Here is a 12,725-nt window from a genome sequence, read left to right as displayed (position 1 = left end):
CCTTCAAACGTTGGGGGCGGTGGTGGTGTGGGCAGTGCGTGGCGTGACCGTCTGCACATAGCTGCTGAGACCGCAGCGCGCAGCCTTGCGCGCCAGCTCGCAGGCCGGGACCGCGTGGGCCGCGTCGTTGGTGTCGGTGAACACATGCAGGTGCGTGACCTCGCGTGGCCACCGGAAATGCGCGAGCGCTGCAGCGTCTGCAACAGCCCACACTGGCATGCGCAGTGCAGAGGAGAAGCGCAGCGCGGACACCACGCCCACGGCGACGCCCAGCACCAAGCCATCGGTTTGCACACGCGGTGCAGACAGCCGCACGGCCGCGCCCTTGATGTGCCCATCGGTGCCCGTGGCCTTGATGAACGAAGGCACCGGCGCAGGCGTGCCGCGCGGGGTCAGATAAAAGCGCTGCAGGGCCACGGTGTGCCGCACGGCGGGCTTGAACAACCCGTGCGGGTGAACATCAATCTCCAGCGCGGCCAGCAGCGCGGGAAAGGCGCCAATGCACGCGGCGCTGCCCTGGCTGTCGGTGTGCCAGTAGTCGAGCGATGGATGCAGGCGCAAAGCGTCGGGCCAGTTCGCGGCGTCGTGCCCCCGCAAGCCCTGCCGCACCAGATAGCGGCTCGCTGCATCGTCCGATGCAATGGCCTGTGCCTCGCTCCAAAGTTGTGCGATGCGCTGGCGGTTCTGTTCGTAGGCGTGCTGGAGGTTGATGCGAACGGGCGCGTTCATGAGACCCTCCGCACGCTCAGCAAACGCAGGTCTCCAAAGCGCTCGAAAGCGCTGGAGCCGATGGCCGCATGCGATGCGGCCTGCTGGGTGTAGCGGTGGAATGTGCCCGCCCCGTCAATGCACTTGATGAGGTAGGTCTTCATTGCAGGGTCTCCCGTGCGCCCAGGGCGCTGTGCAGGGTCTGCAGAGTGGAATCGAGCGCGTCCAGGTCGTGAGCGAAACGCTCATTCACCAGACGAAGCAAGGCGCCCAGTTCGTCGCGATGGGCGACGATGGTCTGGCTGTCCTTTGAGCCGTGGCAGCTCATGAGCTTCTCGATGGCGCCATAGGCCTGCAGCGTGGTGCGCAGGTCGCCTGCGTTGTCGTCGGCATCAAGGGCCAGCGAACGCGGGGCGCGGTCAGACAGCGGGGGAGGGCAAGAGCAAGAGGGAGAGGAATGCGCGCGTGCAGCTGCGCCGGACGCGGATGCGCCCGAGGGGGTACGGTCAGCCATGGGAGGCCTCCAAGCGAGTTCGGTTTGCAAAAACCGTCACTCCCAACGCCAATTGGGGGCGGCGGCTCGAACAGGTTGGCGTACCGGGAACCCGCTTGCGCGAACCGGCGAGCCTTGCGGCTCCCCATCCGAGCCGCCAAAACTTGGAGGCGCGAACAAACAAGCCGCAGTTGCTCTGCGGGAGAGGCTGCGGCTTGCGTCGCAGCGGGTTACACGGGACGCCAATCCCGATTACGCCTTTTTGTGACGTAACGCCCGAAGTATAGCGACGCGTGGTGGGTTTGGTTGATTTTGGTGGGTGTTTGGGGGCGAACTGGCGCGGCAAGTTCGCGGCTTGTGCGGTATTGCACGGACCGAAAGCGGCCTGGCCAGGATGGCGGGAGCTGGGGGTTGTAGTCATGGGAATCAAGGGCGCAAAAGGGCAAGCGGGTTTGTTTGGGCGTAGGTCGGGCCGCAGGGCCGCAAAACGGCTCCGCAAGGCGGTGCTTTGGGTTTGGGGTTGACCTACGGCGCCAGGGCGGCCGATTCGGTCTCTGTGGCGTCGGTATCCGTGCCCGGGCGGTCGGCATCAGCCGGGGGCAGGCGGTCGCATTGGGCGATAGGGTGTCGTGCCATCTGTTCCATCACGTCACGGCGCCGGACGTGGGGACTCAGGGGCAGCAGGATGGACGGATCAGGCGTAGCCGATGGGGACAGCGTGCGGTTGATCTCGGTCGCGGCCGCGAAGGTGTGGCCACAGGCGGCGTTCTTGCAGACAAGGAACAGCTCGCGCAGCAGGGGCGTTACTTCGACGCTGTTGCGAACGTTCGCCCAGCTCTTGCAGTGGGGGCAGCGCATTCTCATGAGCGGCTCCGTTTTGTTGCAGCGCTGGCCGTTGCGCGGGTGCGCGCTGCCTTGGGCGCGGGCTTGGCAGCAACGGGTGCGGGCGGTTCGATGGGCAGGGCGGCCGGTGGGCGGGCAGCGATCCACGCATCAATATCCGACTCACGCCAGGCCACCGCGTGGGCTGTGAGGTTCACGGCGGCCGGGAAGGATTTGGCCCGAATGGCTGCATAGATCGTGCTGCGGCCAAGGCCGGTCATGTGCTTCACGTCAGCCAGGCGTAGCAGGCGATTGCGCACAGGGCGCAGCTCAGAGGCAGGGGTGTTTTTTGCGTGGTGGATGTCGGTGGATGTGTGCATGCCTCTATGGTCATGGACGGACGGCCGTGGACAAACGAGTGCTGCATGTGTGTGCGCTCTACACATGCTGAAGTTGGGCGAAGTGGCCGGGGCGGACTCCGAAAGGCGGACTTTGGGCCGGTGGGCAGCTCGCCGCGTGGTGGGTTTGGTTGGATTTGGGGGGTTGTGGACGGCCAATCGCGCGCCCAAAAATTGGCTCAGCGGGCGGAGAGGCGAGGGCGGCCGGTCAGTTCTGGGGGCACAAACCGGAGTGGCTGGGGGCACATCCGGGCCGAACTGGGGGCACAACCGGCGGGCGGTTGGTGGGTTCGGTGGGTTTCAGGGGGGTGCTTCGGCCCAATCGTGCGCGGCGGAGTTATCCCGGGACGGAGGCCTGGTTGTGGGTCAGGCGTGGGGCACAAACCGGCGCGGCTGGAGGCACATCCGGCTGCCGCGTGTGGGTTCGGTGGGCTTTAGGGGGTGTTTGGGCCTGCTGGCGTGCGTAAAACCGCCCTGAGGCCGCCCTCTGCCATGGGGCATCTCCCCCTGGGGTGGGGGCATAAAAGAAATGTGCCCCCACTTTTGAAAAATGTGCCCCCAAATGTGCCCCCAATTTGCGCGGATGGGGGTGGATTGGGTTGGACGGGTCTGGACAGCTAAGATACTGATTTCAAAGGAGAAATAAAAAAGTCCGGAAGAGTTTGGACTCTTACGGACTGGTCGCTGGTCCCCTCGACAGGAATCGAACCTGTATCTAGCGCTTAGGAGGCACTCGTTCTATCCATTGAACTACGAGGAGGCAAGGCAGCCGCGCATTGTAGTGGCGCGCGGCTGTCTCTCTGGCCGCCTGGACCTCAGTCGTATTTCACGGTGTAGATGATGTCCACCGCACTCTTCTCACCGGTTTGCCCGCGCAGGGTGAGGCGGCGGGAGAGGTCGTAAAAGATGTAGAGCGTGCCCAGCGTGCCCGACAGGCTGCGTTCGTAGGTCACGTACAGGTCTTTGGACAGGCGTTTGCCGAAGGTGAGGGCGGCGGCGCTGGCGTCTTCGCCCGTTGTGGCGCCGCGAAAGCCGATTTCGTCCAGGCCCAGGCGGCTGGCGGCGTTGGCCGTGGGGCTTTGGCCGCCGTTGCGGCCCAGCAGCGCCAAGGCGGCTTGTTGCAGCATGGCCGCTTCGGCGCCTCCGGCCGAGGCATTGCGGCCCAGCACCACCCACGACAGCTTTTCGGCATCCGGCAGTTCAGGGTCGGAATACAGCGTGACGCGTGGCGCCTGCGCGCTGCCGGTGACCTGCACGCCCGCGCGCACGCTGATGTTGGGGCGCAGGGCCAGGATGTCGAGCGAGGGGTTGTTGTACGGGCCGTTGAAGCGGATGAGGCCTGTCTCCACATCCAGCATCTGGCCCCAGGCGCGGTAGCGGCCCTGGTCGGTGCGCACCTCGCCGGTCACACGCGGCGGGGCGCCGGGCACGGCGCTGCTGCGGACGTCCACCTCGCCGGTCAGCCGGGTGGTGATGCCCTGGCCCTGCAGCGCAAAGTCGCGCCCCAGGTTGAGGGTGACGGCGATGTCGGGCGGCTTGGCGGTCTCTGCCTGCGCGGCCACCTGGTTGGCCTTGGCGGCGGCCTGGGCCTTGGCCTGGTCTTCGCGGTCCTTGGCGGCGGAGCGCACGACCACGTCTGATCCCAGGCGCGGCGCGGATTCATCCGGCAGGATGATGGTGGCGCGGTCGGTGGTGAGCTTGCCGCGCAGGCTGATCTGGCCCTGCTGCAACTGGGCCTGCAACTGGCCCGACACGCTGACCTGCCGGTCGGCACGCACCAGCACCTGCAGGGCCTTGGCCTCGGCCTGCAGAGACATGGTGATGCCTGACATGCCCGTGCCTGCAGTGGCGCTGTCGCCCCAGGCCACGCGGCCGGTGGCGGTCAGCGTGCCGCCGTCTTGCGCGGCGGCTGTGCGGTTGCCGCTGAAGCCTGCGATGCGCGCGCTGCTGCCCCGCCCGCCTTGCAGGCGGAACTCGGTGATATGGAGCTGGTTGCCCTGCAGCGTGGCGCGAAGTCGGCCGCCTTGCAGGTCCACGCCGTCCACCACCGATCTCACTGCCATGTCATCGGCGCCCAGGGTGCCCGCCCAGCGCGGCGCATCGCGCGTGCCCGACAAGGTCGCACTGGCGTCCAGCGTGCCGCGCACGCGCCAGCCGGGTGGTGCCAGCGCAGACCACACGCCCACGTCGGGCAGGCGGGCGCGCAAGGTGCCGACCAGTGGCGCGTCGGCAGGCCAGGTGAAGGGGGCATCGGCGTTGGCGGCGGCGAGGCGCGTGCTGGCGGTGGCGTCGATCTCGCCCGCGCGGTCGCTGGCCCAGAGCAGGCGCGCGCGTAGCGTGTCGCCTTCGGCGGTGACCGTGATTTCTGCCTGGCGCACGCCGGCGGGAGTGCCTGGGGCGCTTGATGTGCTGGATGCACCTGCAGGCGGGGTGGCCGCAGTCGCCAGCACGGTGGTGGCTCCGGCGCCGGTGCCCTGGCCGCTGCTTTGCACCGCTGTGACGGCCGTGGCATCGCCCGCCAGGATGCGCAGGTCGCCACTGGCACGGCGCAGGCTGGCGCTGGCGCGCAGGGCGTCGCCCGTGGTGTCCACACTCCATTGCCCGTCGAGCACAATGCTGCTGGCCAGCCCCATGCGCGCAAGCAACGGCTGCGCGGGCCGGCCCGCGGCGGCGGGCGTCTCGCCCAGGCCCAGCGCATCCACCCAGGCCATGGGCAGGCCCTGTAGCGTGCCCTGCGTCTGCAAGCGCGAGAGGGCGCCGGGTGCCGTCGCTGCTGACCATTGCACCGGCGACCAGCGCAGGGTGACGGTGCCCGGCAAGGGACCGGTGATGCGGGCCTGACCGGCCGATGCCTGCAGGCTGAGGGAGCTGGTGGTGGGCGATGGTGACGCCCGCCCGCTGGCCGGTGACCTGGGGGCTCCAGGTGTAGGGGCGCCGGTGCGCACGGTCAGGCCCAGGGGCTCAGCCAGTTGCAGCGTCCACGGCCCGGGGCGCTGGGCGACCTGGGCTTGCAGGCGCAGTTCGCTGACCTGCAACTGCCATTGCCCGGCACCCACCAGGGTGCTGGCAAGGCGGGTCTGCACCGTGGTCTGCAGGGCCTGGGGCGCTGGCGTGCGGACCTCGCCGGTCAACGCCAGAGAGGCCTGCGCCAGGTTGCCCCCCAGTTCGGCTTTGAAGGCGCGCAGTTGCAGGGCTTGCCCGGCGGATGTGCCGCCGCTGGCGTTGGTGGTGGCCGGGAGCGTCAGGTCCAGCTGGGGGGTGTTCAGCGTAGCCTGCAGATCAAAGCGGTCGGGGTTGCGGGCGGGTGCGCTGTTGGCTGTGGCAGTCTGAAGTTGCTCAGTCAGCGTCTGCCATCCACCCTTCCAGCGCGCGGCGATCTGTGCGGCGCCCTGGACGCTGGCCCCTTGCAGGGTGCGCTGTACGGTGGTGCCCACCACGGGCAGGCCGGCCAGCCAACGCTGCGTGAGTGCTGCATCGGCCCACTGCAGCTGCAGGTCGCCAGCGCCGCTGCGCGGGGCCAGTGTGCCTTGTGCCTGTGCGGTGGCGCCGGGCACTGCCAGGGTGACCTTGCCTTGCGCAGATTGCGTGCCCAGTGCGACCTGCAGCCCGGTGGCTTCCACACGGGCCTGCAGTGCGTCCAGCAATAAGCGGTCCAGCCGCACCGTGCCGCCGTCGGCGGCCTGCCACGTGCCTTGTGTGCTGAAGGTATTGATGCGCAGCGGTGGGCCCGCTGCACCCGGGGTCTTTACGGTTGCTGCACGCGCCGCCGTGCCGGTGTCTGCCCGCACGTCAGCACTGAAGCGCACGGCGTCGCCCTGGGTTTGTGCGGTGACGCGGCCAGAGAGCGGGGCGGCGGCCAGCAGCGTGTGCAGCGCGTCGGGACGCAGCGCGCGCAGGGTGGCCTGGCCCTCCAGGGCATGGGCGGCGGGGGTGTAGTGGCCCTGTGCGGTGATGCTGCCCGCACCCGCCTGCAGGGTGGCGCTGGGCACGGTCCAGCGGGTGCCGTCGTAGCTTGCGCTGGCGTCCAGCGCGGTCAGTGGCAGGCGGGTGGTGTCCCAGGGGCCGGGCAGGTCGTTGCGCAGCGCGGCTTGCAGACTCCAGCCTGCCGTGCCTGTGCCACCGGATGTCGGCCCGGCTTGCAGCGTGCCGTGCAGTTGCGTGACCGGTGCCTGCGGCCACAGGGCTGCCAGATTGACGGCACGCAGCGTGGCGTTGGCAGACTGCAGGGGCTGCTGTGCCCACGGTGCCAGTGTGGCGGTCAGGTCAGCCTGCATGGGGTCGGCCGCAGGCGCAGGGGTCGCGCGTGGGGGCAGGGATTTGGATGCGCCCGGTTTGCTGGCAGGCGCGGCCACGGGCGGTGTGGCGGCTTCGCTGGTCGGTGTGGGCTTCAGGCGTGCCTGCAGTTGCAACTGGGCGGCGGCGGTGGCCAGCGTACCCTGTAGCGTGGCGTGGGCGCCCACCTGCAGCGCGGCACCGCCCCCGGGCACGGCGGTTTGCACGGTGCCGTCCACGGTGGCATCCAGCGCCATGGGGGCTTGTGCGTCCAGCGTGGCGCGTACGCTGTACTGGCCCTGGGCCAGTTCTACCGCGCCGATGTTCAGGCGGTGCTGGCGGCCGTCAAACCGGTAGTCGCCCACCAGGCCCTGGGCCTCCACGGCGGGGGGGCCGGCCCACAGCAGCTGGTCTACCCGGAACGGCGCGCCCAGCTGCAGCGGCAGCACCAGGTCGGTGAGGGGCGTGGGCGGTGGCTCGGGCGTGTCGGCGGGGCGTGGCTGGGGCGTGATCAATACGCGGGCGGCATGCACCTCGCCCAGCTCCAGGCGGCGCTGCAGCAAGGGGGCCAGCTGCCAGCCCAGGCGGATGTCAGTCACTTCCACCACCAGGGTGGGGCTGCTCCAGCGCAGCCAGCCAATGCGCCCGCCGCTGCGCAGCGAGCCACTGACCTCGCGGCTTTCCAGTTGCTGGTTGGCGGGCAGGTATTGCGCCGCGCGGGCCAGCGTGGTGGCCAGTGATGTGCCGCTGCCCGCCCACCACCACAGCAGCGCGCTGGCCGCCAGCAGCAGGGCCACCAGGGCGACCAGCAGCCAGCCCAGAGTCCGCAGCACGCGCGGCGCACGGGGCGCAGGAGGGCGTGGGGCCGACGAGGACCCGGCGCTGAAGTCCGATGCGCGGGCGCGGGGTGTGGGAAGGTGCGGGGCGTTCATTGCCATCAGAAGCTGAACCCCAGGCGCAAGTGCAGCCGCACTTCCTTGGTCTTGACGCCGTAGGCCAGGTCGGCCTGCAGCGGGCCCACGGGGCTGCGCCAGCGCACACCGGCACCCACGCCCACGCGCGGGCTCAGGTCACCCACCTTGTCGGCCACGGCGCCTGCATCCACAAACAGCGTGCTTTCCCAGTCGGTCATGGCACCCTTGTAGACGATGGGGCGCTGCCACTCCACGCTGCCCACGGCCAGGTAGCGGCCCCCATAGAGTTGCCCGTTGTCGGTGCGCGCGCCGATGCTGCGGTAGCCATAGCCGCGCACGGTGGTGTCGCCGCCCGTCACAAACAGCTGCGTGACGGGGATCTGCGCCCCCTCGCGCGCCAGCACGGCGCCTGCCTCGGCCCGCAGTGCTACGCGGGCATTGCGGCCGATGCCTGCATCGTCCTGCACGCGGCCTGCGGGGAGGACGGACTGCCACCGCACCAGGGTGCGCACAAACGGGTCGCGCTCTGGCCGCAGGGTGGTGCCCAGGCCCAGCTCCACCGCCAGGCCATGGCCCCGGGTGGGGGCGGTGAGGCTGTTGAAGTAGCGGCCCGTCCACCCGTAGTTGATGCTCAGGGCCGTGCTGGTGTCGGAGGGCGACCGCGCGTTGTCGGTCAGGCCCTGGCTGTTGGCGTAGTCGTACTGCAAAAAATAATTGCGGTCGATGGATTTGGTGCTCTTGCTGCGGCCTGCGCGCAGACGGCCGCTGTTGACGTCGTAGTCGCCAGTGGCCTCGCGCAGCACCTGGCCGCCTGCAAACCAGCGCCAGCCGTTTTCGTTGGGCAGGTCCGTCCATTCGGTGTTGGCGAGCTTGGTTTCGCGGTCGAGTGCGAGTTTGGTCACCGCGCGCCAGCCGAGCACAGGCATCTGGTTGTGGATGTGCTCCAGTGACAGGCGTGCGCCGCTGTCGGTCGAGAAGCCGGGGCCGAACACCAGCTTTTGCATCGAGGCCTCGCGCACCTGGGCCACCACGGGGGCGGCCTGCGGGTCGGTGCCTTCGGTATCGAGCGTGAGGAACACGGCATCGTAGTAGCCGCTGCTGGCCAGGCGCAGCTGGGCGTCCAGCATGTCGGCTTCGTCATACACCGCACCGGTGGGCAGGCGCGCCAGGCGCCGCGCACCGTCGCTGTCGTAGCGCTGGCTGCCCTGCACGCGCAAGGGGCCGAAGCGGTAGGCGGGGCCGGGGTCGTAGCTCACTCCCAGCTGGGCTTCGTGCCGGTCGGCATCGATCTCGGCCCGGCTGTTGGCGATGCGGGCCGTGGGGTAGCGCCGGGCCTGCAGCTGGCGCAGCCCGTCGGCCTTGGCGTTGTCCCAGGCCGACTGGGTGAAGGGCTGCCCGGGGGAGAGAGACCAGTTGCGCTGCAGGCGCTGCTGCCGTCGCGCCAGGTTGTCTTTGTCGGCATCGTCGGTGCCCGCCACAGTGATGTCGGCACGGGCAATGCGGGTTTGGGGGCCGGGCTCCACGGTGACGGTGACGGTGCGGGGCGCGCCCTTGCGGGTAACGGCGGTTTCCTGCGCCTCCGTCAACTCCACGGTGATGGTGGGCGCAAAGTAGCCCAGGGTGCCCAGCAGTTCCCGCGCATTGGCATCAGTGGCGCCCAGCAGGCGCTGCAGCTCGTTGGCCTGCAGATCGGGCAGCTGGCGAAAGCGCTGCAGCTCCAGGTGGCGCTCCAGCGTCTCGCGTACCGTGTCGGGGGCGCGCACCACCACGTCAAACGACGCGGCGCTATTGCTGGCTGCGGTGCTGGCAACGTCGCTGCCCGTGTCGCCGGTCGTGGGCTCGTCGGCCCGTGGCAGCAGGCTGCAGCCGCTCAGGCACAGTGCGCCGGAAAGCAGCAACGCCGACCACAGGGCCGGCGTTGGGGTGGTAGCGGTGGCGGAGCGCAAAACGCGGAGAGGCACGGCGCGGAAGGATATGTCAGGGAGGTCGTATGGGGGGGGCGGACAAGCCTGCCAGCCTGTCCCATTCATCCCCGACTATGCCCTGAAATTGAAGCGCTCCCTGTCGGACAGATGCTCACAAGGCATCTGACCCCGGTACCGCGCCTATTTGGACAGCAGCCGCATGGTTTCTTCCAGCCCCTTGAGCGATAGCGGGTACATGCGGTTGCCCACCAGCTGCTGGATGATGCTAATGCTCTGGCGGTACTGCCACACGCCCTGGGGCTCGGGGTTGATCCACGCAAACTTGGGGAAGGCGCGGGTGAGGCGCTGGATCCACTCGGCACCCGGCTCCTCGTTGTTGTATTCCACACTGCCGCCGGGCTGCAGGATCTCGTACGGGCTCATCGTCGCGTCGCCCACAAAGATCAGCTTGTAGTCCTTGTTGTACTTGCGGATGATGTCCCAGGTCGGGAACTTCTCGGCAAAGCGGCGGCGGTTGTTCTTCCACATGAAGTCGTACACGCAGTTGTGGAAGTAGTAGAACTCCAGGTGCTTGAACTCGCTCTTTACCGCACTGAACAGCTCTTCCACACGCTGGATGTGCTCGTCCATCGTGCCACCCACGTCCATCAGCAGCAGCACCTTCACGTTGTTGTGCCGCTCGGGCACCATCTTGATGTCCAGGTAACCCGCATTGGCCGCCGTGCTGCGAATGGTGTCGGGTAGGTCCAGCTCCAGCTCATGCCCTTCGCGCGCAAACTTGCGCAGGCGGCGCAACGCCACCTTGATGTTGCGTGTGCCCAGCTCCTGCTGGTCGTCGTAGTCCTTGTAGGCGCGCTGCTCCCACACCTTCACCGCGCTCTTGTTCTTGCCCGCGCCGCCAATGCGCACGCCCTGCGGGTTGTAGCCGCCGTGGCCAAACGGGCTGGTGCCGCCGGTGCCGATCCACTTGCTGCCGCCTTCGTGACGTTCCTTCTGCTCTTCGAGGCGCTTCTTCAGCGTCTCCATCAGCTCGTCCCAGCCCATCTTCTCGATGGCGGCCTTCTGCTCGGGCGTGAGTTCGTTCTCCAGGATCTTGCGCAGCCAGTCGGCCGGGATCTGCTTGGTGAAGTCGGCCACCATCTCCACGCCCTTGAAGTAGGCGCCGAAGGCCCGGTCGAACTTGTCGTAGTGCTTCTCGTCCTTGACCAGCGTGAGGCGCGAGAGGTTGTAGAAGTCGTCCAGGCTCCATGCGTCATCCGACTTGGGGCCCACCACACCGGCCTGCAGGGCTTCGAGCAGGGTGAGGTATTCCTTGACCGACACGGGCAACTTGGCCGAGCGCAGGGTGTAGAAGAAGTCGATGAGCATGATTTTGGCCTCTAGCGCTAGTGCTTATTGCGCATGACGCTCTAAAAGATATAGCAGCTGCGCCTTGGCCTCAGGCCATTCGCCGGCACGCATGCTGTACATCACCGTGTCGCGGATGGTGCCGTCGCGGCGCAGCGCGTGGCCTCGCAGCACGCCGTCTTTCTTGGCGCCCAGGCGCTCGATGGCGCGTTGTGACGCAAAGTTGTAGTTGTCGGTGCGCCAGCCCACCACATGGCAGCCCAGCGTGTCGAAGGCGTGGCCCATCATCAGCAGCTTGGCGGTGGTGTTGACGTGGGTGCGCTGCACGCTTTGGCCGTACCAGGTGTAGCCAATTTCCACGCGTTTCACAGCCGGCACGATGTCGTGGTAGCTGGTGGAGCCCAGCACTTTGCCGGTGGCGTCTTCCACCACGGCAAAGGCAAAGCGGTTGCCGTCCTCGCGCATCTTGAGCGCGGCTTCGATGTACGCGCGGGTGTCCTGCGGCTCGGGCACCGAGGTGATGCGCAGCTTCCACAGCTCGCCATCGGCGGCTGCGGCCCGCAGGCCTTCTTCATGGGCCAGCGCCAGCGGTTCCAGGCGGACTCCGCGATCGCGCAGCGTGACAGGTTCTACAAAAGCCATGGGTCTCTATCCCCTAATCATCAATCCTTGGACGGTTGGCTGCGGCGGCTGTTCTGCCAGCGCCGCGCCGCATGCAGGCCCAGGCCGCCACCGATACCCACCAGGGCGATGCCCACCAGGCTGCCGGTGCCGTAGCCGGGCGCGAAGATATCGAGCCCCAACAGCTGGCCCAGCCAGAAGCCCAGCAGGGCGCCCCCCACAAAGCCTACGGCATCGGCGACGCCGTGGGCCAGCAGCTGGCGGGTGTCGTCGTTGCTGTTGCCGTTGTTCACTCAGCGGTTCCTCTGGTTCATGAACACCAGCTTTTCAAACAGGCTCACATCCTGTTCGTTCTTGAGCAGCGCTCCCACCAACGGGGGCACGGCCACCTTGTTGTCGGCGCTTTGCAGGGCGGTGAGTGGAATGTCTTCGGCCACCAGCAGCTTGAGCCAGTCGATCAGTTCGCTGGTCGAGGGCTTCTTTTTCAGGCCCGGCAGGTTGCGCACGTCATAAAACGTCTTCATCGCCACGCTGAGCAGCTCGCTCTTGAGCGTGGGGAAGTGCACGTTGATGATCTGCCGCATCGTGTCGGCCTCGGGGAACTTGATGAAGTGGAAGAAGCAGCGGCGCAGGAACGCATCGGGCAGCTCCTTTTCGTTGTTCGACGTGATGAACACCAGCGGGCGGTGCTTGGCCTTGATGAGTTCGCGCGTTTCGTAGCAGTAGAACTCCATGCGGTCGATTTCGCGCAGCAGGTCGTTCGGGAATTCGATGTCGGCCTTGTCGATCTCGTCGATCAGCAGCGCCACGGGGCGGTCGGCCGTGAAGGCCTGCCACAGCACGCCCTGGATGATGTAGTTGCGGATGTTCTTCACGCGCTCGGCGCTGTCGCCGTCGTTGAGCTGGCTGTCGCGCAAGCGACTCACCGCGTCATATTCATACAGGCCCTGTTGGGCCTTGGTGGTGGACTTGATGTGCCACTGCAGCAGGGGCATGTCCAGCGCCTGCGCCACTTCCTCGGCCAGCATCGTCTTGCCCGTGCCGGGCTCGCCCTTGATCAGCAACGGCCGTTGCAGCGTGATGGCAGCATTCACGGCGAGCATCAGGTCTTGGGTGGCGACGTAGTTCTGGGAGCCTTGGAATTTCATGGGGGAAAACACCGGATCGTTGATGAATGGGCTTGACAGGGCGCTGGCTATAATCGACGGCTGATCAGAGCCCAGAG

The 12,725-nt window shown here is 67.7% G+C and carries 11 protein-coding genes and 1 tRNA gene; all 12 read right to left on the bottom strand.

The annotated features are described in order from the left end of the window. Positions 1–3 precede the first annotated feature (3 nt). The 12 genes from ASD75_RS15385 to ASD75_RS15335 all read right to left on the bottom strand — a co-directional run bounded on the left by ASD75_RS15385 (position 4) and on the right by ASD75_RS15335 (position 12,648). Positions 4–729, bottom strand: a complete 726-nt coding sequence (locus ASD75_RS15385) for a hypothetical protein (RefSeq protein ID WP_056746847.1) — start codon at positions 727–729, stop codon at positions 4–6. Next, the gene (locus tag ASD75_RS23750; protein WP_156401031.1) at positions 726–872 is read right to left on the bottom strand and encodes a hypothetical protein; all 147 of its coding nucleotides are present in this window, start codon (positions 870–872) and stop codon (positions 726–728) included. Before ASD75_RS23750 ends, ASD75_RS15385 begins: the two co-directional genes overlap by 4 nt. Beyond that, positions 869–1,222, bottom strand: coding sequence for a hypothetical protein (locus ASD75_RS15380; protein WP_056746846.1), 354 nt, complete (start codon positions 1,220–1,222; stop codon positions 869–871). Before ASD75_RS15380 ends, ASD75_RS23750 begins: the two co-directional genes overlap by 4 nt. Positions 1,223–1,726: 504 nt before the next feature. After that, positions 1,727–2,065 (bottom strand): ogr/Delta-like zinc finger family protein, encoded by a 339-nt coding sequence (locus ASD75_RS15375; RefSeq protein WP_082565042.1) that lies wholly within the window; start codon positions 2,063–2,065, stop codon positions 1,727–1,729. Further along, positions 2,062–2,403: an AlpA family phage regulatory protein gene (locus ASD75_RS24200; protein WP_082565041.1), complete on the bottom strand. Its 342-nt coding sequence runs from the start codon at positions 2,401–2,403 to the stop codon at positions 2,062–2,064. The genes ASD75_RS15375 and ASD75_RS24200 overlap by 4 nt, the downstream gene beginning before the upstream one ends. Positions 2,404–3,106: 703 nt before the next feature. After that, positions 3,107–3,181: transfer RNA gene (locus ASD75_RS15365), tRNA-Arg, on the bottom strand. Between the two features lie 55 nt (positions 3,182–3,236). Continuing rightward, on the bottom strand, positions 3,237–7,625 hold the full coding sequence (locus ASD75_RS15360) for a translocation/assembly module TamB domain-containing protein (RefSeq protein WP_056746845.1): 4,389 nt from the start codon (positions 7,623–7,625) through the stop codon (positions 3,237–3,239). Positions 7,626–7,630: 5 nt separating this feature from the next. Continuing rightward, entirely contained in the window at positions 7,631–9,568 is a 1,938-nt protein-coding gene (locus tag ASD75_RS15355; RefSeq protein WP_235511638.1) for an autotransporter assembly complex family protein, read from the bottom strand. A 144-nt stretch (positions 9,569–9,712) separates the two neighbouring features. Further along, positions 9,713–10,900: a VWA domain-containing protein gene (locus ASD75_RS15350; protein ID WP_056746843.1), complete on the bottom strand. Its 1,188-nt coding sequence runs from the start codon at positions 10,898–10,900 to the stop codon at positions 9,713–9,715. Positions 10,901–10,924: 24 nt separating this feature from the next. After that, positions 10,925–11,521 (bottom strand): GNAT family N-acetyltransferase, encoded by a 597-nt coding sequence (locus tag ASD75_RS15345; protein WP_056746842.1) that lies wholly within the window; start codon positions 11,519–11,521, stop codon positions 10,925–10,927. A 20-nt stretch (positions 11,522–11,541) separates the two neighbouring features. Continuing rightward, entirely contained in the window at positions 11,542–11,793 is a 252-nt protein-coding gene (locus tag ASD75_RS15340) for a hypothetical protein (RefSeq protein WP_056746841.1), read from the bottom strand. Then, entirely contained in the window at positions 11,794–12,648 is an 855-nt protein-coding gene (locus ASD75_RS15335; protein WP_055401588.1) for a MoxR family ATPase, read from the bottom strand. It lies immediately after the preceding gene. Positions 12,649–12,725: the final 77 nt, after the last annotated feature.

The sequence above is a fragment of the Acidovorax sp. Root568 genome (genome assembly GCF_001427445.1).
Taxonomy (GTDB): Bacteria; Pseudomonadota; Gammaproteobacteria; order Burkholderiales; family Burkholderiaceae_C; genus Acidovorax; species Acidovorax delafieldii.
This window is presented reverse-complemented; position numbering and strand designations above follow the sequence as displayed.